Annotated in this window: 21 protein-coding genes and 2 CRISPR repeat arrays (1 of these 23 cut by a window edge); of the genes, 20 read left to right on the plus strand and 1 reads right to left on the minus strand. The window is 66.0% G+C overall.

Translation table 11 applies throughout. The annotated features are described in order from the left end of the window. A CRISPR array of direct repeats spans nucleotides 1–524; the repeat unit is 30 nt; unit sequence GTCCTCATCGCTCCTACGAGGAGCAACAAC; it begins 423 nt to the left of the window's first position. Nucleotides 525–777: 253 nt separating this feature from the next. From HNR23_RS24905 to cas2, 8 genes are read left to right on the plus strand one after another with little or no spacing between them, the layout of a single operon-like run. Next, nucleotides 778–1506 carry a CRISPR-associated endoribonuclease Cas6 gene (locus tag HNR23_RS24905; protein WP_184079290.1) on the plus strand — a complete coding sequence of 243 codons (729 nt, stop codon included), beginning with the start codon at nucleotides 778–780 and terminating at the stop codon, nucleotides 1504–1506. Between the two features lie 44 nt (nucleotides 1507–1550). Next, complete coding sequence (locus HNR23_RS24910) at nucleotides 1551–2915, plus strand: hypothetical protein (protein WP_184079292.1); 1365 nt, start codon at nucleotides 1551–1553, stop codon at nucleotides 2913–2915. Continuing rightward, entirely contained in the window at nucleotides 2912–3940 is a 1029-nt protein-coding gene (gene cas7i / locus HNR23_RS24915) for a type I-B CRISPR-associated protein Cas7/Cst2/DevR (protein ID WP_184079294.1), read from the plus strand. The genes HNR23_RS24910 and cas7i overlap by 4 nt, the downstream gene beginning before the upstream one ends. After that, a complete protein-coding gene (gene cas5, locus HNR23_RS24920; RefSeq protein ID WP_221308243.1) occupies nucleotides 3937–4590 on the plus strand; it encodes a CRISPR-associated protein Cas5 in 654 nt (217 codons plus the stop codon). The genes cas7i and cas5 overlap by 4 nt, the downstream gene beginning before the upstream one ends. Beyond that, nucleotides 4587–7046: a CRISPR-associated helicase Cas3' gene (gene cas3, locus HNR23_RS24925; RefSeq protein WP_184079296.1), complete on the plus strand. Its 2460-nt coding sequence runs from the start codon at nucleotides 4587–4589 to the stop codon at nucleotides 7044–7046. The genes cas5 and cas3 overlap by 4 nt, the downstream gene beginning before the upstream one ends. After that, a complete protein-coding gene (locus tag HNR23_RS24930; protein WP_343070711.1) occupies nucleotides 7043–7540 on the plus strand; it encodes a CRISPR-associated protein Cas4 in 498 nt (165 codons plus the stop codon). Before cas3 ends, HNR23_RS24930 begins: the two co-directional genes overlap by 4 nt. After that, nucleotides 7540–8520 (plus strand): type I-B CRISPR-associated endonuclease Cas1b, encoded by a 981-nt coding sequence (gene cas1b / locus HNR23_RS24935; protein ID WP_184079298.1) that lies wholly within the window; start codon nucleotides 7540–7542, stop codon nucleotides 8518–8520. The genes HNR23_RS24930 and cas1b overlap by 1 nt, the downstream gene beginning before the upstream one ends. Before the next feature lie 7 nt (nucleotides 8521–8527). Beyond that, nucleotides 8528–8791 carry a CRISPR-associated endonuclease Cas2 gene (gene cas2, locus HNR23_RS24940; RefSeq protein ID WP_184079300.1) on the plus strand — a complete coding sequence of 88 codons (264 nt, stop codon included), beginning with the start codon at nucleotides 8528–8530 and terminating at the stop codon, nucleotides 8789–8791. 135 nt (nucleotides 8792–8926) lie between these two features. Continuing rightward, nucleotides 8927–9612: a CRISPR direct-repeat array (repeat unit 30 nt; unit sequence GTCCTCATCGCTCCTACGAGGAGCAACAAC). Nucleotides 9613–10438: 826 nt separating this feature from the next. On the opposite strand, the gene HNR23_RS24945 is transcribed toward cas2, so the two are convergent. Further along, entirely contained in the window at nucleotides 10439–10633 is a 195-nt protein-coding gene (locus HNR23_RS24945) for a hypothetical protein (RefSeq protein ID WP_184079302.1), read from the minus strand. Nucleotides 10634–11819: 1186 nt separating this feature from the next. Between HNR23_RS24945 and HNR23_RS24950 the strand changes: the two genes are divergently transcribed. The 12 genes from HNR23_RS24950 to HNR23_RS25005 all read left to right on the plus strand — a co-directional run bounded on the left by HNR23_RS24950 (nucleotide 11820) and on the right by HNR23_RS25005 (nucleotide 21720). After that, nucleotides 11820–12365, plus strand: coding sequence for a hypothetical protein (locus HNR23_RS24950; RefSeq protein WP_184079304.1), 546 nt, complete (start codon nucleotides 11820–11822; stop codon nucleotides 12363–12365). A 347-nt stretch (nucleotides 12366–12712) separates the two neighbouring features. Continuing rightward, nucleotides 12713–13195 (plus strand): hypothetical protein, encoded by a 483-nt coding sequence (locus HNR23_RS24955; protein WP_343070712.1) that lies wholly within the window; start codon nucleotides 12713–12715, stop codon nucleotides 13193–13195. A gap of 174 nt (nucleotides 13196–13369) precedes the next feature. Next, nucleotides 13370–13948, plus strand: coding sequence for an SAF domain-containing protein (locus HNR23_RS24960; protein ID WP_184079306.1), 579 nt, complete (start codon nucleotides 13370–13372; stop codon nucleotides 13946–13948). Further along, nucleotides 13948–14709 (plus strand): P-loop NTPase family protein, encoded by a 762-nt coding sequence (locus tag HNR23_RS24965; RefSeq protein WP_184079307.1) that lies wholly within the window; start codon nucleotides 13948–13950, stop codon nucleotides 14707–14709. Before HNR23_RS24960 ends, HNR23_RS24965 begins: the two co-directional genes overlap by 1 nt. Beyond that, complete coding sequence (locus HNR23_RS24970; RefSeq protein ID WP_184079309.1) at nucleotides 14706–16052, plus strand: CpaF family protein; 1347 nt, start codon at nucleotides 14706–14708, stop codon at nucleotides 16050–16052. Before HNR23_RS24965 ends, HNR23_RS24970 begins: the two co-directional genes overlap by 4 nt. A gap of 143 nt (nucleotides 16053–16195) precedes the next feature. Further along, entirely contained in the window at nucleotides 16196–16915 is a 720-nt protein-coding gene (locus HNR23_RS24975) for a type II secretion system F family protein (protein WP_394353807.1), read from the plus strand. Next, nucleotides 16912–17805 carry a type II secretion system F family protein gene (locus tag HNR23_RS24980; protein WP_184079313.1) on the plus strand — a complete coding sequence of 298 codons (894 nt, stop codon included), beginning with the start codon at nucleotides 16912–16914 and terminating at the stop codon, nucleotides 17803–17805. Before HNR23_RS24975 ends, HNR23_RS24980 begins: the two co-directional genes overlap by 4 nt. Nucleotides 17806–17827: 22 nt before the next feature. Beyond that, nucleotides 17828–17992 (plus strand): hypothetical protein, encoded by a 165-nt coding sequence (locus HNR23_RS24985; RefSeq protein WP_184079315.1) that lies wholly within the window; start codon nucleotides 17828–17830, stop codon nucleotides 17990–17992. Nucleotide 17993: 1 nt separating this feature from the next. Then, on the plus strand, nucleotides 17994–18380 hold the full coding sequence (locus HNR23_RS24990) for a TadE/TadG family type IV pilus assembly protein (RefSeq protein WP_184079317.1): 387 nt from the start codon (nucleotides 17994–17996) through the stop codon (nucleotides 18378–18380). Continuing rightward, a complete protein-coding gene (locus HNR23_RS24995; RefSeq protein WP_184079319.1) occupies nucleotides 18377–18787 on the plus strand; it encodes a TadE/TadG family type IV pilus assembly protein in 411 nt (136 codons plus the stop codon). The genes HNR23_RS24990 and HNR23_RS24995 overlap by 4 nt, the downstream gene beginning before the upstream one ends. Then, entirely contained in the window at nucleotides 18784–19176 is a 393-nt protein-coding gene (locus tag HNR23_RS25000; protein ID WP_184079321.1) for a pilus assembly protein TadG-related protein, read from the plus strand. Before HNR23_RS24995 ends, HNR23_RS25000 begins: the two co-directional genes overlap by 4 nt. A 27-nt stretch (nucleotides 19177–19203) precedes the next feature. Beyond that, nucleotides 19204–21720: an OmpA family protein gene (locus tag HNR23_RS25005; RefSeq protein ID WP_184079323.1), complete on the plus strand. Its 2517-nt coding sequence runs from the start codon at nucleotides 19204–19206 to the stop codon at nucleotides 21718–21720. Nucleotides 21721–21904 lie beyond the last annotated feature (184 nt).

Raw genomic sequence — 21904 nt, forward strand, 5'->3', positions numbered from 1 at the left:
GCGTGGTCCATGCCGTCCTGCAGGTCCCAGATCGAGGTCCTCATCGCTCCTACGAGGAGCAACAACGTAGGCTGCAGCGTCTGCGCACGCACCGAGGCCAGGTCCTCATCGCTCCTACGAGGAGCAACAACTGGGTAGCCGAGATGAGAACGCGCACAAGAAAAGTCGTCCTCATCGCTCCTACGAGGAGCAACAACCTGGCGTCCATCGGGGCGGGCGGTTTGCTGCCCGGGTCCTCATCGCTCCTACGAGGAACAACAACCGAAGCGGGACGCACCGCGTGGTGATGAGTCCAAGGTCCTCATCGCTCCTACGAGGAGCAACAACGGATGATCACCACAGCGGCGACGCGGAGAGAGGTCTTGTCCTCATCGCTCCTACGAGGAGCAACAACATGGACTCGGCGGGCGGCAAGCCCATGGCCCGCAGTCCTCATTGCTCCTACGAGGAGCAACAACTCCTTGACGCCCTGGACGCCTACGACCCACCCACCAGTCCTCATCGCTCCTACGAGGAGCAGCATTCGTTACGTCAGGGGCCATTGCTGTGCGCTGCTTGGCACGGCATCTGAGACCGGAATCTGTTCTCGGGTACATCGGATGACCGTACGAAATGGCTAGCGGAGTTCATTGCCGCTACCGCATTTAGCAAGATTCTGGAGTGGAAATTCGGAAACTGGCCTGATCCGGTCGCGTGTGCCCTAGCTGGTTCAGAGTGTCTCTTGTCGGTCGTAGCGTGATCGCCGTTACGAAATATCGGAGATACGAAAGGTCCGTCATGCGGCTACAGCTCACGGTGCGGACGACGGCATCGTCGCTGCCGTGGGAGCACGTGCTCAAGCCCGGCCGGGGCCTGGTGTATGAGCTGCTTGCTCGCGGCGCTCCGGAGTTGGGGGCGCGTCTTCACGAGGAGGGGTGGGGCGATACCGGGATGGTGCCGTTCGGGCACAGCTCTCCGGTTTTTCCCGCCGCTAAGCGCAGACGCGGCAGCTACGCGGTGGGTGGGGTCGGGCTCCTGGAGTTCGGCAGCCCCCTGTTGGAGGTGGTGGAAGGCCTCGCGAAGGGCCTCTCGGAGCAGACGGTGATGGACTGGGGTGGGACCGCACTGCGGGTCCTCTCGGTGGACCCTGTCGAGCCGCCTGAGTTCGAATCGGGTATAGCCCGGCTGCGGACCAAGACCCCCGTGGTGATGAAGGGCTCCGGCCGCGATGACGAAGGCGTGCGGACGACCCGGCAAGCGTGGCTGCTGCCGACCGAGCCGGAGTTCGCCGCCTACTTCGAGAACAACCTGAGGCGTAAAGCCCTCACACTCGGGCTGGACCCTGATGTGAGCGTCGACGCGATCACCTGGGTGGGGGCGAAGCGTTCTTTCGCCGTCGGAAACGGCCTCTACCCAGGGGCGCCTCTGGAAGCGGAGCTACGCGGAGCCCCGGACACTCTGCGCGCGGTCTGGAGCTGGGGGCTCGGGCAGGCGAATTCCGCTGGTTTCGGGTGGGTGGCCGCATGAGCGCTGGCCAACCGGAGCTGTCAGTGCGGTTGACAGCTCACCCGATGCAGCGGATCGGTGCCTTCGCCCTGACATCTCTGGCACATCAGCGCTCGGTGCGAACCAAACACCTCAAGCATCCCGAGCAGCTGACCCCCGATGAGCTGCGCGCGGCGAACGAGAACATGACCGCGGATCTCGAACGCACGACGCGCGTCGCCGACTCCAAGGCGCCGGGAGGCTTCTGGCTTGGGGTCAGCTACCTGTTCTGGCCCAATTGTCCGATCAACACCACCAATCGCAAGAGCCTGGTGGGCGCTCAGCTGCAGGAAAAGCTCCATGAGTGGCGTCGCATTCCCGAACGTGATGTTCCCATCGGTGCTCACTGCGTGCTCTGCGACCACGCTGCATGCGGGTACTTCGGCAAGACCGGTGTCCCATTGGCGGAGAGCGCGTCGTACCGAAACACCACGATCCCCGGGCACGACGGGATGGCGCTGTGCCGCGGTTGCCTGCTGAGCCTGTATGCGCTGCCTTACGGGTGCGAGATCGGCGGCGGTCGGGCTACGGCGCTTCACAGCTGGGACGACGACTTCCTGCGTGCCGTGACGACGTTCCAGGTCCGACGGACGCGGAAGCGGGCACTGACTCCTTTCTCCGGCACGACGATGTACGCCTATGCCCGCCAACTCGCGGGGCTCTCCCGTCTACGCGGCTACGAGGAAACGGTCACCGAGGGCGTCGAGCTGCTGGTCTTCACCAACAGCAACAAGGAGCAGGACCTTCGGTCGCACACGATGAACCAGCCCTCGTCGGAGTGGATCCGTACGCTGACGAGAAAGCAGACGGGGCTGCTGGGCCGTGCCCATCGTTGGGAGAAGGTCCCTGGCCGGTCGGTGCTGGCCCGCAACCTCTTTGACTACCCCGACCGTGTCCTGCAGACGACGGCCCGCCACTTGATGGCTTGTGCTGATGACTCCGGCATGCCTCCGGCCTCCACACCAGAGCTAGCCGAGGTGTGTTCTTCCTACGCAGAGAAGGTGCTCATGGTCCCCGATGCCGACCTCCGCCATATCGATGGGCTTGCCCAGCGCATCGCCCACCATGTGAACCGCGCGGACGACAACACGGAATTCAAGAAGTTCCTGCAGGCCCGCCGAAAGCTCTCCACCCTACGGACGTGGTTGCAGAACCAGGCGATTCACCGAACGCTGCGGACCGATGAGGCCGAGCCGTTCATCACAGAGTACCAGTGGCGACTGCTGTTCGACGCCGATGACCAGGTGTTCTTCCACAGGGACCTGCTCGTCATCGGCGTACTGAACCACCTCCACGAACTCGACCCCAAGTGGCGGGCAGCCGAGCCCGAACCCCTTGCCGACGAAGACCACCTGCTCGACGACGACCTGGATGCGGAGAACAACCAGTGACCTACCTGGTGGGCAAGATCGCCCTGGACATCACCGCAGGTGCCCCCAACAACGGCCGCGGCGAGGACAACGTCGCCAGGGTCAAGTCCCTGTTGGTGGGCAGGGAGCGCTTCCCCTACGTGTCGGCCCAGGCTTTCCGGCGCTGGCTGCGCGACTCGTTGCCCGCGACCGAGGAACGCTCGAAGGTGACCCGCTCCGGGACGGGTAAGAAGCAGCAGGCCTACACCGACGGGCGCCCGGACAAGTACCTCGACGACGACCTGTTCGGCTACATGGTCGCGGTCAAGAAGGAGAGCTATCAGCGCGACACCGTGCTGGCGACCGGGACGTTCGTCTCGCTGGCGTCGAAGCGGATCACCCAGGACTTCGGCACGATGAGCCGCGGGTTCTCCTCGGGTGAGGACCCGGTGATCCACGAACATGAGCACTACACCGCCGAGCTGGCCGCCGACGTCCTCTTCGATCTGCCTCGGGTGGGGACGTTCGAACAGAACGGCGGTGGACTGCGCCGCGCCCTGGGAGAGAAAGCCGCCGCGGAGGCCAAGACCTCGGCGGGTGCGGTCGCGACGACGCTGCGCGGCGTGGAGTGTCTGCGCCTGCCCATCGAGGAGCGACGTCGCCGTACCGGAGTTCTCCTGCGCACATTCGCCCAGATGCAGGGCGGGGCCAATCGCGCCCTGCACTACGGCGACCGCTCGCCGGCACTGGTGCTGCTCGCACCTCTCAAGGGCGGCAACAACCCCTTCACCCGGGTTCTGACCATGGGTGACAAGAGCGCCCGGTTCGACCTGACCACCTTCATCGAGGAGAAGCGCGCCTGGCACGAGGAGCTCGATGGGCCCATCACCATCGGATGGGCACCGGGTTTCCTCGGTGATCAGCGTGAGAGTGTGCGCCGCGAGCTGGCCGAGGACATCGCCGCTGGCGAAGTCGTCATCGACCACCCCCGGGTGGTCCTGCAGGCTCTGGCCAAGCAGATCGAGGCCGGGCAGCTCGACTCCTGGTTCGAGGACGAGTCGGCGTGATCCCTGCACTGGAGATCACGATCACCGCCCCGGTGGTCTCGTTCCGCAACCCGCTGTACGCAGGTGTGCAGGTCACCCTCCCGTGTCCCGCCCCCTCCACCGTCGCTGGGCTGCTGGCTTCGACGGTCGGCGGATGGGACGCCATGCCGCTCGACACCAGGGTCGGTGTGGCGTTTCACGCGCGCGGGCAGGGCACCGACCTGGAGACCTACCACCCGCTGGACGCCAAGGGCGCCAAGACCACCCCGAATCCGAAGGACCGGGAGTTCCTGGCCGACGCCACGCTCACCCTGTGGTTCATCGATCACCTGGAGATGTGGGAGAAGGCCATCCGTCGGCCCGTGTGGCCGCTGCGGTTCGGGCGCAGCCAGGACCTGGCATCCGGCCGGGCCCGCTGCGTCAGCCTCCAGGAAGAGTCCGGTCGACAAGGACACGCGCTACTGCCGGCCCCGGTGTCCAGGTCCGGGCCGCTGCTGCGCATGCCGCAGGCGATCAGCCGCGATCGGGCCCGGACCCGGTGGGGCACCTACCGCTACGCCACATCGGGCAGCTCGACGGTGGTGGAGTCGACCTACAGCACCGAGACCGGCCAGGCAGTGGTGCTGCTCGACGGGCTGCACCCCGACACGATCGCACAGAGCGCGCGATGAGCGAGCTGGAACGTGTCTGGGCCAAGAGCCCCGAACAGGGAAGCGGCCGGGGTGAGCTGCTCACCGAGCACCTGAGCCTGACCCGAGACGCCTTGGAGACGGTCCGCACCCGCCTGGGCCGGATCCCCTCAGCGCCCGAACGCTTCTGGACGTGGGCGCTGCTCGCCTGTCTCTTCCACGACCCTGGAAAGATCCCCGACGGGTTCCAGCGCATGGTCGGCAACCCGCCCCCGAAGCAGCCGTGGGGGAGGCGCCATGAGATCTATTCCCTCGGGTTCATCGAACACGTCCTCGCGCAAGTCTCTGAAGAAGAGCGGATCTGGGTCGGCCTCGGCGCCCTGACCCACCACCGCCCACTGACGGGCGGTGAACGGTCGATCCGCAAGGAGTGCACTGCCCTGCTCAGCCCAGAGCAGGTGCAGCAGCACTTCGGACCGATCAACGAGCGCGCGGCCACCGAGCTGGCCGTCTGGCTCGCCGATCAGGCGGGTGTGGCCCCTCCACAAGGCCCGCTTACCGCAGAGCAGCTCGCGCACGACACATACCGCCTGCTGCACCGGGTCAGGGACGAATGGGAAGACGAAAGCCCGGATGATGCCGCCGGCATGGCGGCGGTCCTCCTCCAGGGAGCCGTCACCCTCGCCGACCACGTGGCCTCCGCACACAGCGAACTCCTGATCGACCACCCGCTCCCGCCCGACTACCCCGACATGATCCGGTGGAGCTTCCTCGCCCAAGGCCGCACCCTGTTCTCCCACCAGTGGAAGGCTGAACACGTCCACGGCCACACCCTGCTACGCGCCCCGACCGGGCGCGGCAAGACCGAAGCGGGCCTGCTGTGGGCCGCCACCCAGATCACCGACCTGACTGATGACGGCCGCGGACTTCCCAGACTCTTCTACACGCTGCCCTACCTGGCCTCCATCAACGCCATGTCCACCCGCCTCGGTGAGGACCTCGACGATCCCCGCCTCGAACGGATCGGCATTACCCACTCCCGCGCGGCCGCCTTCCACATGACCCACGCCTCGTGCGACGAGCACGACGAACCCGATGGCGACCACGGCGAGGACCGCGCCGGCCACAGCCGAAAGGGCACGGCACAGCGCCGTCGTGCTTCACGGGCGATCGCCAAAGCCAACGCCAGCCGGCTGTATCGAGAGCTGCTGCGCGTGACCACCCCCTACCCGCTGCTGCGCGGGGCACTGGGCGGCACCACGCACTCCGCCACCCTGCTCGACGCCGCGAACTCGGTGTTCATCTTCGATGAACTCCACGCCTATGACCCCCAGCGCCTCGGAATGGTCCTGGCGATGATGCGCCAGTGGGAGCAGTTGGGCGGCCGGATCGGCATCATCTCAGCGACCATCCCCGAAGCCCTGGAGGAAGCCATTGGTGAGGTCCTTGAGGGCACACTGCACTGCGTGGAGCCCGATGACGCGCATCCGTGGCCGGTCCGGCACCGCCTCGCCTTGCGCGAACCTCACCTGACCGACCCGAAATCGCTCCAGGAAATCGAACAGTCCCTGCGGTCGGGGAAGAGCGTCGCGGTCATCGCCAACAACGTCGCCGACGCCAGCTTCCTGTATGAGCAGCTCGCGCCCGTGGCTCGGGACCTGTTCGGGCCTGATGCGGCGTTGCTGCTGCATGCGCGCTTCAAGAACCAGGACCGCGCAGAGATCGAGAGGAAGCTGCAGGGGCGTTATGGGGCGGGGGCCTGTCCCCGCCGACCAGGGCTGCTGGTCGCCACCCAGGTGGTCGAGGTCTCGCTCAACGTCGACTTCGACCTCCTGCACACGTCCGCGGCGACTTTAGAAGCGCTCATCCAACGTTTCGGACGCACCAACCGCCTCGGGTGGCTGAATGAGCCTGCGCCGGTGATCGTGCACCACCCCCACTACGCTCCCCGACACAACGGTCCTGACGAGTTCGCAGACAAGGTCTACCCGAAGGCCCCCACACAGCTGGGCTGGGAGATCCTCACCCGCCACGACGGCCGATGCCTGGACGAGCGGCTGTTCACCCACTGGCTCAATGAGGTGTACTCCAGCGACTGGGGCAGCGAATGGCGCGCCCAGGTGGAGGACGCGCGGAAGCTCTTCCATGACAGCTTCCTCACCTTCCTTCAGCCCTTCGACGACAACGCCGAACTGGCTCGGGCTTTCGACGGCATGTTCAACGGAATCGACGGGATTCTCGAAGGCGACGAGGCGGAGTACCGCCGAGCTCTCAGCCGAGCGGAGCGCACCCCCGGCGAGCAGCCGGGCACCGGTCGCCTGCTGGCCTCCCAGCTCCTGATTCCGCTACCGGACTACGCCCGTTCGTGCGGACGATGGGCCAAGGACCTCGACGTGCTGGTCATCGACGCCACATACGACAGCGAGTATGGCCTGCGGTCGATGCAAAGGGCGACTGATCCGCGCCGACCGACCTACGTGCCGGGGGAACTGGTGTGATTACGAACGGGGACGTCGGTGGCGTCCACATCAAGTACCTCCACCACTGCCGCCGCCAGCTCTGGTTGTACGCGAGAGGCTTGCGACCCGAAGCTCTCAGCACCACGGTCCAGCTCGGGGAAGCCGTCCACGCCACCTCCTACCGCCGAGCGAGCCCCATTGATCTCGGCTCCGCCCGGCTCGACGACCTCGATGGTGAGCTGTGGGTACACGAGATCAAGTCCTCCAGCCGGCCCTCGTCGGCGGATGAAGCCCAGGCCATCCACTACTGCTACCGGCTACGCAAGGTAGGAGTCCAGGCTCAAGGGGCGGTCCTGCATTACCCCAAGACCCGCCGCACCCGACGGCTTCCCTACGCCGAAGAATGGGATCAGCGGGCCCAGGACGATATCGCCGCTGTTCTCGACACAGTCGCCGCCCCCACCGCCCCCGAGCGGCTTCGGCGGTCGGCTTGCCGAGGATGCAGCTACTACGACTACTGCTGGAGCCTGTGATGCCGACCGCTGCCCGCACCTACTGGCTGACATCGAGCTGCCGGATCCGGCGCAAGGACCAGTCCTTGCTCATCGAACGCGAGCACGGCGATGACGTCCATATCCCCATCACCGACGTCCGCGACGTGATCGCCTGTAAGCCAATCGACGTCAACACTGCGGTGGTGAGCCTGCTCAACCAGCACAGCATCAACGTGCACATGCTCAGCTACTACGGTGACTACGCGGGATCGCTGGCCGCTGCCGACAACGCGACGTCCGGCGAGACGGTCATCGCACAGGTACAGCTGGCCACAGATCCAGAAGCACGCACCAGAATCGCCCGTGACATCGTGCACGCTACGGCGTTCAACGTCCGTCGGGTCATCGACCGCGACCTGCTCGCGGCTCCCTACAAAACCCTGACCGCCAGCATCAAGAACGCGACCAGCTCGGACGAGCTCATGGGCGCCGAAGGTACCTTCCGCCGATCCGCGTGGGAGGTCTTGGACACCAAGCTTCCCGATTGGCTGCAGATGCACGGCCGCAGTCGTCGCCCACCCAGGAACGCGGGGAACGCGTTCATCAGCTACGTCAACGGCATCGTCTACGCCCGCGTGCTGACCGCAGTGCGGCTGACACCGCTTTATAGCGGGGTCGCGTTCCTCCACAGCACCATGGAGCGCCAGCGCCACTCCCTGGTGTTGGATCTCGCGGAGATGTTCAAACCGCTATTCGCTGAGCGGCTGCTGCTGCGAATGGCCTCGCGCAACCAGCTCAAGGAACATCACTTCGACACCGATAGCAACCAGGCGATGCTCAGCGATACGGGACGCAAGATCGTCGTGGCAGCGGTCCGGGACGAGCTCGCAGCTACCGTCACTCATCGTGAGCTAAATCGGAAGGTGGCCTATGACGAACTGCTGTACTTGGAAGCGCTACGTCTGACACGTACCTGCCTGGAGGGCGAGAGCTACAAGCCGTTTCGGATTTGGTGGTGAGGTCCGGGTGCACATCATCGTCGTGTACGACACGGCTGCCGAACGCAACCCGAAGATCCTGCGGACCTGCCGCCGCTACCTGCACCATGTCCAGCGCAGCGTCTTCGAGGGGCAGCTCAGCCCAGCACAGTTCACGCGTTTTCAAAGAGACGTGAAGGATCTTATCGACGATGAATACGACCACGTGATCGCCTATACATTGCCTCCTGGTGCTGTGCCCCAACGGGTGACCTGGGGCCAGGAGCGAGACGCGCCGAGCGACATCCTGTGAAGCAAGGGTTCGCGTGGGCCCGACACCCCAGATTTCAGCGCCGCGCCGGGGCCGGCTGCACTACCGGAGGATCGCTGAAATCATTGGGCGTCAATGGCCACTTGGACCGCCTCCCAGCTGCGGCTTTACCCTTGGGTCCTCATCGCTCCTACGAGGAGCAACAACGGTGGTGGTACTACGCGTACCACGGTGGATGTCACGGTCCTCATCGCTCCTACGAGGAGCAACAACTCTTCTCAGAGGACGACGACGTCCACTGACACAGCGGTCCTCATCGCTCCTACGAGGAGCAACAACGCCTCCCAGTACGCGAGGAAGGAACGCGAGGACTGGGTCCTCATCGCTCCTACGAGGAGCAACAACACGTAGCTGCGGGCGCGGTGGGGGGTTCGTCCGGTTGTCCTCATCGCTCCTACGAGGAGCAACAACGCATCCTCCAGGCGGGCCTTGAGACTGGCGACAGGTCCTCATCGCTCCTACGAGGAGCAACAACCACTGCTCTACAAGCACGCCGAGAATCCGGCGCCAGTCCTCATCGCTCCTACGAGGAGCAACAACCGGCTACTCATCAGGCGTGGAAGGCCCCAGTGATCTCGTCCTCATCGCTCCTACGAGGAGCAACAACATGGCCACGCCTAGGCGGTCTTTGAATTCGTCCAGGTCCTCATCGCTCCTACGAGGAGCAACAACTCGGAGGACAGCGGGGGGAGCGGTGCGCGGCCGCCGGTCCTCATCGCTCCTACGAGGAGCAACAACCGGAGCACTGCCTGCCGGTGTCGCTGGGCCGGGTGGTCCTCATCGCTCCTACGAGGAGCAACAACTAGATCTCCATTAGGAAACGAACATTCAAGAGACCTTGCATGCTATTAGCTGGCCGTGTGCCCGACAGGGGTCGCCGGGCACACGGTTATTGTGCCTGATTCTGTGCGCTTACCCGATGTAGGGCTTCCGACCAGGCGTCGATTTCACGGTCGCTGCAGTCACACGCGCGCAGGAAGGCGCGAAACAGGTCTTCGGTCGGAACACGGTACGCTCCGGTTGCCCGGTTGCGGCGGACCATCTCACATAGTCTGCTGGCGCTGTATCCTCCCTTTCTCCGACCGTCAGGCAGGCGTATCCATGACCGCTCGGCCATTGTTCTGAAGCGCTTGTCGTTGCTAGCGTCGCGGAGTTTTAATACGCCCTCGATGAGGGCATCGATGGTGTGCACATTCTCTGGCTTTCCACGCACTTTTACGTTCCCGGCCATCTTGTCGTAGAGCTCGACTGCGAGGTAAATGTCCTCCTCGCGTGCTCCGAGGGCTTGCAATGTCCGCAGTACAGCGCCCCATGGAGCGAACCGAAAATCAGCAGACTCTTTCTCAGGGGATGGTCTTCTCCTAGGAGTGGATGACTGCGGACGGCGTCTCGTTGTCTTTCGGCTCGTATGCCGCGTATGGAAGTCGCCGCGAAGGAATCCAACAGCCTCGGGTGCCTTCTGCTCCAGTTGCTCTATACGGTATCGGCTACGCAGGAACAGCACGACTACAAGGTGCCGGAGGAAGGTTTCCGGCGGCAGAGCGTCAAATTCTTCCGGATCGGTTATCGCCCTGAGGTCTCTGAAGGCGGGCGACTCAGCCTGTGCGGCCTTCCATACGGCTGTGGACCTCACCTCCGGTGAAGGCGGGAGATCGCCCGGGGGCCTATGGTCAAGACCACCAGCACGATGACCAGCACGGTGGCGAGGTCATAGCCGAGCCCGATCGTGGCGAACGTTGATACCGTCAGGAAGGCCAGAGCACAGTACGGCCAGCTCTCACGGCTCGGGTAGCAGAGGCACTGAGGCCCATCAACACACGTCATTGTCGTCTCCTATGTGTCGCAATGGCCAGCCCTTATGGGAAAGAGGCAGACCGAACCGGACTTTCGCATGCTGCCGTTGGGGTAGCGGCCCATCAGGCAGAACCTAGGCTGCCATGCGGAACCGGAAGAAGGGGACGAGATTGGCAACTTTACTCGTTCGGTTCATACTGCACTCTGTTCGACGCTGCAGCGATGTAGATGGTTTAGATCTGACGATCTGCTGTGAACTGGAAAAACGCGGATCTCAGGCGCAATGGAGAGCATCGCCGCCTGTTCGACCGGGCGCGTCTACTGTTCGGAGTTTGTTGATCTTGGTTTGTTGCGAATGCAGAATGCGGCAGACTGTTCCCCAAGCGGAGAACATCATCCAGTTCATCCCGGATGTCGGAATCTGGGTGTTATTTCAAGGTTCTCGGCAATAGTGACCAATGGACAAGATCTTACTATTGATGTTGTTTGTGGTCATTGGCGTCTCTGGGTTGCTTGAACCGGCTACCTCGCACGCTGTTCGTCTGGCCACCCGTAGCGGGGGAGGTCAGCTGGCAGGGGCGCGGGAGTGCAGCTAGTAGCGCTCTCGCGCCCCACGTCGCGCTTGGCAATAAAAGTGTAGGCGCGGAGATAATTCATTGCGCGACTGTTTGCACCGTCCGAATGAATTGGAAAGTATTTTATTGGCGCGCCTTTGGAAATTGCAGCCTGCGCATCGACTGTGTGCGGCCGGGGTTCCGGTCGGCCAGCCACCCCTGGTCAATTCAATACGTCAAGTCTATTTTCGTTATTCGACCTGGCGGGGTGTTCAGCCATCGCATCAATTCTGATCTGCTTGATGGTGGCCAAGTCATCTGAATCATGGATTTCAACTGTGGTGGTGCAGTTCATTGCACCCCGGCTGGCTGCATTGTGTTCCGATTTGGTGCCTGTCCAGCATGATCATTGAAAACCACTCGCGAGGAGTCGGGTTGCAACGATGATCTCAAAGTTGGTATACCGCCTGGAATGAAGCCCCTCTCTAGAGAAGTCGACTGAACGTTCAATGTTCAATCAAACCTCTCGTGTCGCCTTGCCTTCTGGTAAGGGATGTATCACTTGGGCGTATTTTCTATTGGCAGATGTGCCTATGTGGATTAGTGTCCGTTCCCCATGCGCGAGTGTGCCCGGGGGCTTGAGTCGCGTTGTGAGGGAGCCGATGATCTTTCCCTTTCGTGGTCCCGTACTGATCGGCGGCGTGGTGCTGGTGGTCACGCTGAATGCCTGTGCGCTGGGCACCGAGGACGAACCGCTGCCGACTTCCGAGCCGTCTCCGGCGCCGTCTGAAGCAGAGCCGAGTGCGGAGGAGGCTGCGCTGGAGGCGTATGAAGGGATGTGGAGCGTGGTGGTGGAGATCTCGCGGACCACCGAGGCGGACTCTTCTGATCTCGATCGCTTCGCCGAAGGCCAGGCGTTGGAGCTTGCCCAGCATGGCCTGGGCGCGGAGTCGGACGAAAACGTCGTGGCACGCGGTGCGCCGACGTTCTCACCTGAAGTCGTCTCGCTCGATGAGCGCGAGGAGTCCGCTGAGATCGAGGACTGCATGGACTCCAGCGAATGGCTGCGCGAGGACGCGGACACAGGTGAGCTGGCCGAAGAGGCTCCGGATGGTCCGATCCTGCGAAAGATCGAGGCGACGGCCGATTACGACGGGCTCGCATGGCGGGTTTCCAGTCTGCGGATCTTCGAGCAGGGAACATGCTGAAGGCAGCAAGGCGACCTTGCGTCATCGCGGCGGCAGCCACCGCGATCGTCGCCAGCCCGGCGATCGTGTGGGCCGATCCTGACTATTTCTCCGGGCACACCGAGTGCGGCACCGGTTCCTCCGGGCCAGGCTGCGAGGTCGGTGCGGAATCGGGGCAGAGTTCTTCCGGGCGCGGTGGTTCAGGTGGCGGAAGCGGTGCGAACACCAGCGGCCAGGGCGATCATGGTGGCGCCCAGGCAGCTGCTGAAGCCGAGCCGAACTGCGAAGAGCTCGGGCCCCGGGAGCAGGAATGCACGACCAGCTTCAGCCAGGCCGGACCAGGCGGAGACACGGCTCCAGTGGATCCGGTGACCGTGGCGAACCAGGCGCGGGACTCGCTGGTACTGCCCACAGCGGAGATCTCGACCTCCCCCAGCTCGGGGCCCGTACTGGTGCAAGTTCCGGTGTGGCTGTGGGTCGATGACGGCACCTGGCGTCCCGTATCGGCGCAGGCGTCGGTCCCCGGCGGATCGGTTTCGGTGACCGCCGCGCCGCGCACCGCGCGCTGGTCGATGGGCGACGGTACGACCGTGACATGCGATGGACCGGGCGTCCCGTTCGACCTCGGCCGCGACGATCCCGCCGGCGAATCTCCGGAGTGCGGCCACACCTATAGGCGCGCGTCCGTCGGCGCATCCCAGGGTGTGTACGCCGTGAGGTTGGCCGTCACGTGGACCGTGACGTGGGAGTCATCGGAGGGCGGCGGTGGCGAGCTGGACCCGCTCGTTACTTCCACCGCCGCGGAGTTGGAAGTTGTCGAGTCTCAGGGGTTGGTGGAATCCACGGGGTGACCGGGGGACCCTGAACTGCAGAGAGGGAGTTCAGGTCAGATGACAGGAGCTTCGGACAGAACTCATTCCAGACAGCGGACGAACGACGACCGGACGCCGATGCGGCTCCTGGGAGCGGGACCGCGGCGCTGGCGATGGCTCGCTGTCGGGGCCGCTCTGGTGGTCGTCGGCGCGATGGCGATGGCCACAGCCCTGGATCAGGTGGATCAGCGCAGCGGGGTGGTAGTGGCAGCGCGGACTCTGCCCGCGGGCCATGTTGTGGCCCAGGGGGACCTGAGAGTCGCCCAGATCGCCGGGGCGGAGGACCTCGCCGCCATCCCTGCTGCGCAGCTCGACGCCCTGGTCGGCCAGACGGTGCTCACACTGATCAGTGACCGTGCCCTGATCACCGAGGAAGCACTGGGGAGCAGAGAGGATCACCCGAAGGACGATGAAGCGATCGTCGGCGCCAGCCTCTCCTCGGCACAGTTTCCCTCGTCGTTGCGTAACGGTGCCCACGTCTCTCTGATCAGCACGGAGCAGGGCCAGGACAACGCCCGCACCGATGGCGCCGACGACGGCACCACTGTCTCGGCGCCCGCCGGAGGGCGGGCGATCTCGGGTCAGGTCCAGTCGATCACTCCCACGGTTCAGGGCGGTGGTGACGTCACGCTCGTGGAGCTGGTGGTCGACCGGTCTGATGCCGCGGACGTTGCCCGTGCCGCGTCGGCCGGTGCGCTCACCGTGGTGGCGGTCTCAAGCAGGGGGCGCTGATGAACAGCCGTACGATCGCGGTGTTCTCGCTCGGTGGCGCCCCCGGGGTCACAACCCTCGCTGTGGCGCTGGCCGCTGTCTGGCCGACCGCCGCGTCGACCGTGATGGTGGAGGCGGACTCCTCCGGCGGAGACATCGCGGCTTGGCGGAGGATGCCGACCTCGCCGGGTCTCCTGGAGTTGGCGGCTACGGCCCGCTCCGGCTCCACGTCCGTCGGTACTGAACGCGGGGATGAACTGCTCCACTGCACCCAGACCCTCTCCGGCGGGCAACGTGTCTGCCTGGCCCCCGCGACCGCTGACCGTGTTGCCGGCGCGCTGACTCTGCTCGCCCAGAACCCCTCTGTCCTCCTCCCGGCGGGCGATTCGGTCAGCGTGCTCGACTTGGGGCGGCTGACGCCACGATCCCCTGCGGCACATCTGGCCGCCTTCGCCGACGTCGCGCTCTTGGTCGTCGAGGACGACCTCGCTCAGCTCAAGCGAGCCAGGGACACCATTGAGGCCCTCCGCACTGGCGTACAGCGGCTCGGCCTCGTGGTCACCGGCGGTGCGGACGGCAGCGAGCAGATCGCCGCGGCCCTCGGCGCCCCCGTCTGGGCTCGGATCCCGACGGACACACCCGCGGCGAAGTTCCTGCGGGGTGCCGCGTCCCCAGCCCGACCGCATCGGCGCCCTCTGCTGACCGCGGTACGCCTTCTCGCAAGTGGCATCGCCACGGCCGACAGCACCGGTCACGACGTCGCCCCTGCGAGTGCCTCATGAGCGATCAACTGCATGAGCGTCCGGCTCTGTCGGGCGATCACGGCCAGACCGTCCTCCAATGGGCCCAGTACGTCTCCGCCGAGGCGATGCGGCGATTGAGCGGGGCCGTCGCCAACGGCGAAGCCCTGGTGGGAGACGAGTATCGGCACCGCGCCGAGCGCGTGATCCGCCACGTGCTCGACGAAGCGGCTCAGCGCGCTCTCTCCCAAGGGCGCCCCGTCCTCGATGCCGCCACCGAACAGGCCGTGACGCGCCGCGCGTTAGCGCAGGTCTGCGGATTAGGTCCGCTTCAGGAACTCCTGGACGACCCCGAGATCGAGAACATCAATCTCACCGGCACCACCGTGTGGGTCCGTCACGCCGACGGTCGACGTGAACAGCGCCCACCCGTGGTGGCCAGCCCCGAGGAGCTGGTCGCCCTGGTGCGTCGGATCGCCGCGGAATCCCCCGCCGGAGAGCGCCGTTTCGACCCCGCCGCGCCGATACTGGACATGCCGCTGTCCGATGGCTCCCGGTTGAACGCCATCATGGAGGTCTCCCACGTCCCGGTCGTCTCGATCCGGCGGCATCGGTATCGCACGACCACCCTGAAAAAACTCCGGGATCTGGGGACACTCGACGATGCCCTCGTGTCGCTGCTGCGAGCTGCGGTGCGCGCGCGTCGCAACATCGTTATCACCGGGGGAACCGGCGCGGGCAAGACGACGCTGCTGCGCGGGCTCGCCGCGGAGATCCCGGCGTCCGAGCGCATCGTCACCATTGAGGACGTCGCCGAGCTGGGGCTCGAACGTGACGCCACCGCCCATCCGGACGCCGTGGCGCTGCACGCCCGGCCGCCCAACGTGGAGGGCGCCGGTGAGGTCACCGTCGCCGAACTCGTCCGGGCAGCTCTGCGCATGAGCCCGGACCGGGTGATCGTCGGAGAGACCCGCGGCAGCGAGACCGTTCCCCTGCTCAACGCCATGAGCCAGGGCAACGACGGCTCTCTCACAACCCTGCACGCCGCCTCATCGGAGGGAGCATTCTCCAAGCTCGGCGCGTACGCGGCTCAGTCCGCCGAGCGGCTGCCTTTGGAAGCGACCACGCTGCTGATCGCGGCGGCCGTGCACTTGGTGGTACACATCTCCGCTTCTCCTACGGGCGATCGGATGGTGTCCAGCGTCCGAGAAGTCGTGGGCGGTGAAGGGCAGCGGGTGGTCTCCAACGAGATCTACCGCCGTGCCCGTGACGGCAGCCTGCTTGCCGCTGCTCCACCCAGCCCCGGAACGGTCGACGTGCTGGCTGAGCATGGCTTCGACATCCACCGTCTCGTGGGCGGAGAGCTCCAGGGGTGGGCGTCGTGAACAGCGTCGGCTTGGTGCTCGGAGTGGCCGGAGGGGCTGTTCTCGGCCTCGGGCTCTGGCTCATGATGCTCAGTGTCTCGGCCGCTCCCGGGCTTGGACTCGGGCGACGACTGCAGGGGTGGGCCCAGGATCGGAGCCGCGTCGTGCGGCTAGCCGGTGCGATCGGCGCGGGTATCGCCGGATGGGTGCTGACCGGGTGGCCGGTGGCGGTCCTGCTCGTCGCAGCAGGAGCATGGTGGCTCCCATCCCTGCTGGGGCCTGACCGCGGCCATGCGGAGCGGGTCGCGCGGATCGAGGCGGTGGCCTCGTGGACCGAACAGATCCGCGACCTGATGGCGGGAGCCTCGGGGCTGCAGCACGCCATCGCCGCCACCGCGCCCATCGCGCCGGCGCCGATCCGAGACGAGGTGGCACAGCTGGCCGAGCAGCTGCGAACCGCCCGTGCTCCGGAGGCCGCGCTCGCGGAGTTCGCCAGGGACGTCGACATCCCGACGGCGGATCTGGTCGCGGCAGCGCTGTCCAGCGCGGCGAGCCGGCACGCCGCCGACCTTGGAACGTTGCTGTCGAGCTTGGCGGAGGCGACGCGCGAGCAGGCGGCGATGCTGGTACGGGTGTCGGCGAGCCGGGCGCGCGTCCGCACCGCTATGCGCATCATCGTCGCGGTCACGCTCTCCATCGCGATCGTGCTGCTCGCCTTCAACCCCGCCTACCTCGCCCCCTACGACAGCCTTGTCGGCCAGCTGGTGCTCACGTTGATCGGCGGACTGTGGGCGATCGCGCTGGTGTGGCTCTCCCGGCTGGCCCGAACGGACCTCGGGCCCCGTGTTCTGCACCCTCAAGCACACGCGGAGACGGCGTCATGAGCCCGTTCATCATCGCCGCGGTCGGCGGAGCACTCGCCGCTGCAGGGGTGTGGGTGTTGATCATGGTCCGCTTCGCCCGGCCCAGCCTGGCCGAGCTGTTGGCCGACCCGCCCGCGCCGCTTCCCCGGAAGGACACCGCACCTGCAGGAGGGTGGGTCACCCGGCTTGGCGGGGCCGGAGTTCCCGTGCTCCTGGCGACGGGGCTGCCCACCATGCGCACGCGGGCGCGGCTCGCGGTGTGTGAGCGCGACGTTCCCGGCTACCTGGCGGAGAAGGCCACGACCGGGTTCATCGGCCTGGCCGCCCCGCCGTCACTCGGCGCCGTTCTCGTGCTGGTCGGTGTGGACGTCTTCTCGCCCTACGCGATAGCCGTCTGGGCCACGTTTGCGCTGGTGATGTGGTTCGCTCCAGACTTGTCGCTGCGTGACGAGGCGGCGAAGCGCCGGGAGGAGATGCGGCACACTCTTGTCGCGTTCGCCGACCTGGTGGTCGTCGCCTTGGCCGGCGGCGCAGGGGTGACCGGCGCGCTTGAGGACGCGACCCGGTCCAGTTCCACCCCAGCCATGACGCGCATTCGAACGGCACTGCGCGCGGCGGCCGTCAGACGTGAGTCACCATGGCAAGCCCTCCACGAGCTCGGCGAACGATACGGCGTTGCCGAGTTCGGTGAGCTGGCCGCCAGCCTCCAGCTCGCCGGAACCGACGGCGCCCGCGTCCGAGCGAGCCTCGCCGCCAAGGCGAAGACCCTACGGGCTCAGCACCTTGCCGAGATGGACGCCGAAGCCCAATCCGCCACCGAGCGCATGAGCCTGCCCGTCGTCGTGCTGTTCGCGGGGTTCCTCATCCTGATCGGATACCCCGCGGTCAGCCTCATCCTGACCAGCCTCTGAAGCCCTCCGGAGGGGATAAGCAATGATGCATCGACTCGCCGCCCGCCTCGCTGTCACGCGCTCGGAGGCGGGCTACTCCACCGAAGCCGTCGTCGTCATCGCCTTGCTCGCGATCCTGGCCTTGGGCGCGCTCGCCCTCATCACCGAGGCCGTCATGAACAAGGCCGAATCCATCTCCCTGAACTGACATGCGGGCCCGAACCTGCCCACGTGACGACCAGGGAAGCATCGAACTCGCGATCGCCACACCGCTCCTCCTGCTCCTGGTCCTGTTCGTCGTCCAGACCGCACTGTGGGCGCATGCCGGACACGTGGCCGAGACCATCGCTCACCGCGCGCTGGCCGCCACCCGAGTCCTCGACGCCACCGAGGCGAGCGGACAGGCCGAGGCCGAACTGGTCGCCAACCAGCTCGGCGGTGACCTGCTCACCGACCTGGAGGTGAAAGTGGAGCGCACTGATTCGACCGCGCACGTTACCGTGCAGGCTGAGGTCCCATCCCTGCTTCCTGGGTTGACATGGCCCGTGCGGCAGGAGCGATCGGCCCCCGTCGAACATTTCGTCGGTGCGCCATGAAACGGCGGGATGTCGGCGGAGCATCGGTCGAGCTGGCGCTGCTCACCCCGCTCCTGGTCCTGTTCGCCCTCCTGGTCGTGCTCGCCTACCGCACCGTCTCCGCCGACTTCACCGCGAACACCGTCGCCCATGCCGCCGCGCGCGCCGCAACCCTGCAACGCACCCCGGAAGCGGCACAGAGCGCCGCGCATCGGACGGCAGCGGACGCACTTCGTACGCACGATCTGAGCTGCGCGTCCTACAGCCTCGAACTCGACACATCCGGCCTGCAACCCGGATCGACGGTCAGCGCACGGTTGACCTGCCGCGCCGAGCTCGGCGACCTGACGGGCCTGCGCGTTCCCGGCTCCTATGTCACTCACGGCACCGCCACAGCGGTTGTCGACACCTACCGGGGCCAGCCGTGATCGGGAGAGATGACCGTGGGCAGGTCACGGCCTTCGTCGTCATCATCACGCTGGCCCTCGTCCTGCTGTTCGCCGTGGTCCTGGAAGGCGGCTCGGCCCTGAGCACCCGTAGCCGCGCCATTGGCCTGGCTCAGGAGGCGGCCCGCGTCGGCGCGCAGCAGATCGATCTGGCCGCCTACCGCGCGGGCACGACCGTCACCCTCGACGCGAGCGCCGCGGCCGGGGCTGCGCAGAACTTCCTACGTGAAGCCGGCGCCGATGGGACCGTGCGGGTCGACGGCAACACCGTCACCGTGATCGCCAGCTTGAACTACGACTTCGTCCTGCTCCCGCTGGGCACCCGCGCTCTGCGAGGGAGCGCCAGCGCCAGTCCGCACACCAGCGCATGAACATCCCGGCTATGAGGTGAGGTCGCCATGGTCCGAGGAATCCGCCAGCTCAGTGCCCTGGTGGTCACCTTCGCTCTGCTAGTCGGGTTGCCGTATGCGGCCATCGTCCTCCTGGCGTGGCCCGAGCTTGACCTCTCCTACGTCTCCGTGATGGCGCACCTGCGCGGGGGATCGCTTCCGCCCGGCCTGGGTACCGCGCTGCTGATCATCGCACTGTGGACGGTGTGGGGCCTCTACCTGCTCGCGCTCCTTGTCGAAGTCGCCGGACGGCTCCGAGGCCGACCGCTTGCGTGGAGGCTCGGCCCGCTGCAGATCGTGGCAGCCACCGCGATCGGCGCTACTCTCTCCACCTCAACCGCCCACGCCGCTCCCTCGGAGTCAGCGGTAGTGGCTGAGGCCAGCGCCGCGGAGACTCCCGTTCCTCAAGAGCCAACGGCGGAGGACAGCGGCGAACCTGCGGTAGGCGAGTCAGTTCAAGGGTTGGTCGAGCGGAAGCGCGTCGTCGACGGGTTCGCCTACGACTCTGACCGTCTGAGCGAGGAGATGCAGGACGATCTCACCCCGGTCGTGGACATGATCAGCACTCACGGCGCTGCCACCGCGCCGATCGTCATCACCGGCCACACCGATGCTTCGGGTGACCCCGACTACAACCGTGAGCTCTCCCAGCGCCGCGCGGAGGCGGTCGCGCAAGTTCTGCGGACGCAACTCGGGGACGGAGGTCCCGCTGTGGAGGCCCGTGGAGTCGGCACTGATCGGCTTCTGGACGACGTCCCAGACGCGGCTCAGCGCCGAGTCGAGATCGCCTACACCGTCACGACCCGTCCAGCAGCGGAGGCACCTGAACCCGAGAGCAGGGCGCCGGATAGCGAGCAGGGCGGCGCCGCGGCTAACGAGCGAGAGGACGGTGCAGTCGTCGTCCTGGAGCTACCGTCCGGCCTGCTGCTCGTGTCGACGGCAGCGGGAGGCGTCGCCGCCGGCTTCGCCTTCGGCCGTCGCCGACGCACCGCATCGCCCACATCAGGTCGCGCTCAGCCCGCAGAAGTGCCCGAGGAGGTCGCCGACGACGTCCCTGCAGCAACCGCGGAACCACCGACGCCGGGCACAGCGGCTGGTCCAGCGCTCAGGATGGACACGCGGAGCGTGGTCGATCTGGGCAGAGGCATCGGCATCACCGGTGCCGGAACCCATGATGCCGCCCGCAGCCTCCTTTCCGCTGCTCTTCAGCCGATGGGCGGAACACCGTCACTTCGCCTCATCGTCCCTGTAGAGGATCTGAACCTGCTGCTCGGTGGGGAAGGGGCCGACCTCCTCGCCGAGCGCGCGGCGCCCGCTGTCACGGTCGCTGAATCCGTGGAGGACGCCATCACGCTCATGCATGCCGACTTCCTGGCACGTCATCCGGACGACGACATACTCGCGCCCTCCGGTGATGAGACAGAAGAGCGTTCGCAGATGCCGTTGCTCCTCCTCGCCACCCCGGACTCCGGGCGCACGTCTGAGATAGAAACGCTGCTCCGTCAGGACAGCGATATGACGGCGGTCCTGCTCGGGCCCTGGCCTGCGGGTTCGTGCACCATCAGCCGCGAACACACGGTCGTCGCGACGAGCCGGGACCTGGACTATCTCCAAGGTGCCCATTGGCCCGGGACGGGCCAGGACAGCGTTCTTCGGATGATCGCGGCTCTGCCGCCGCGGACACCAGACCGTCCTCGCGACGACGGCGTCGACGTGCCGAGAGGGAGCAGCGCGTCCGCTGCAGCACCTCGTCCTTACCAGCCTCCTGCAGCGGGCGAAGTGTCACCACAGGCTGACGAGGGCCTGCCTCCGGTTGCCGTCCAGGTACTCGGCCGGGTCAGCATCGTCGTCCGCGGCGAACCGTTGACGTTGCGCCGCCACACCGCTTTCGAGGTCACCGCCTACCTGGCCGTCCACCCCGAGGGCGTGATGCTGGAACGCGCCATCGACGACATGTGGCCTGGCGAGAACACCGCCCGAGCCACGAGGCGCTTCCACGACGCATCCAGCGCTCTGCGCACCTCTCTCCGCGACGCCCTCGGAGACGCCGACGCTCACGTCATCCTGCACGAAAACGCTCGCTACCGGCTCAACCCGCAGTTGGTCGGCCTGGATCTGTGGGAGCTGGAGACCGCCCTCAGCGAGGTCGAGAACAGCGCTCAACCAGCGGCGCAGCACGTGCTGCGCCGTATCGCGTCCTATGAGGACTTCGCCGCCGAGGGCGCCTACGCCTGGGCCGAGGAGTACCGCCTCCGCTTGCGCCGACGTGTCATTGACGCTGTGCTGCACTGCTGTGCCAGCAGCGGCTATGGCACCGCGCGGACGTTGCTGACGCGTGCCGTGGATATCGACCCCTACAACGACGACGTCCACCACGCTCTGATTCGACTGCACTTTGACCAGGGCGACACCCACGCCGCCATCAAGGCGTATCGTGAATATGAATCGGCGCTGCGAACGATCGAGGCCGATCCAGCCGACGAAATCCGTGCCCTGATCGAAGACGTCAGCAAGAGCACGAAATAGGGCTTGTTTATTATTCGTTGGAGAGTCTAATATTAGAGGAATCGCGGTGCTTCTCTCGCGAATTCTCGCGTGTGAGTCCTCGCGTGGAATGAATTATCCGAGATTTGCAAGTGCAAAATCGCTCGAACCGAGGTTGCTAATCATTCCCCTGACTCCACCTGTCGGACTCTCGTCTCGGTGGCCG

The sequence above is a fragment of the Nocardiopsis mwathae genome (assembly GCF_014201195.1).
Taxonomy (GTDB): domain Bacteria; phylum Actinomycetota; class Actinomycetes; order Streptosporangiales; family Streptosporangiaceae; genus Nocardiopsis_C; species Nocardiopsis_C mwathae.

Coding starts and splice junctions, on each gene's coding strand:
- HNR23_RS24905 (WP_184079290.1), top strand. CDS start 778: ATGCGGCTACAGCTCACGGTGCGGACGACGGCATCGTCGCTGCCGTGG.
- HNR23_RS24910 (WP_184079292.1), top strand. CDS start 1,551: ATGCAGCGGATCGGTGCCTTCGCCCTGACATCTCTGGCACATCAGCGC.
- cas3 (WP_184079296.1), top strand. CDS start 4,587: ATGAGCGAGCTGGAACGTGTCTGGGCCAAGAGCCCCGAACAGGGAAGC.
- cas1b (WP_184079298.1), top strand. CDS start 7,540: ATGCCGACCGCTGCCCGCACCTACTGGCTGACATCGAGCTGCCGGATC.
- HNR23_RS24945 (WP_184079302.1), bottom strand. CDS start 10,633: ATGACGTGTGTTGATGGGCCTCAGTGCCTCTGCTACCCGAGCCGTGAG.
- HNR23_RS24950 (WP_184079304.1), top strand. CDS start 11,820: ATGATCTTTCCCTTTCGTGGTCCCGTACTGATCGGCGGCGTGGTGCTG.
- HNR23_RS24960 (WP_184079306.1), top strand. CDS start 13,370: ATGGCGATGGCCACAGCCCTGGATCAGGTGGATCAGCGCAGCGGGGTG.
- HNR23_RS24965 (WP_184079307.1), top strand. CDS start 13,948: ATGAACAGCCGTACGATCGCGGTGTTCTCGCTCGGTGGCGCCCCCGGG.
- HNR23_RS24970 (WP_184079309.1), top strand. CDS start 14,706: ATGAGCGATCAACTGCATGAGCGTCCGGCTCTGTCGGGCGATCACGGC.
- HNR23_RS24980 (WP_184079313.1), top strand. CDS start 16,912: ATGAGCCCGTTCATCATCGCCGCGGTCGGCGGAGCACTCGCCGCTGCA.
- HNR23_RS24985 (WP_184079315.1), top strand. CDS start 17,828: ATGATGCATCGACTCGCCGCCCGCCTCGCTGTCACGCGCTCGGAGGCG.
- HNR23_RS24990 (WP_184079317.1), top strand. CDS start 17,994: ATGCGGGCCCGAACCTGCCCACGTGACGACCAGGGAAGCATCGAACTC.
- HNR23_RS24995 (WP_184079319.1), top strand. CDS start 18,377: ATGAAACGGCGGGATGTCGGCGGAGCATCGGTCGAGCTGGCGCTGCTC.
- HNR23_RS25005 (WP_184079323.1), top strand. CDS start 19,204: ATGGTCCGAGGAATCCGCCAGCTCAGTGCCCTGGTGGTCACCTTCGCT.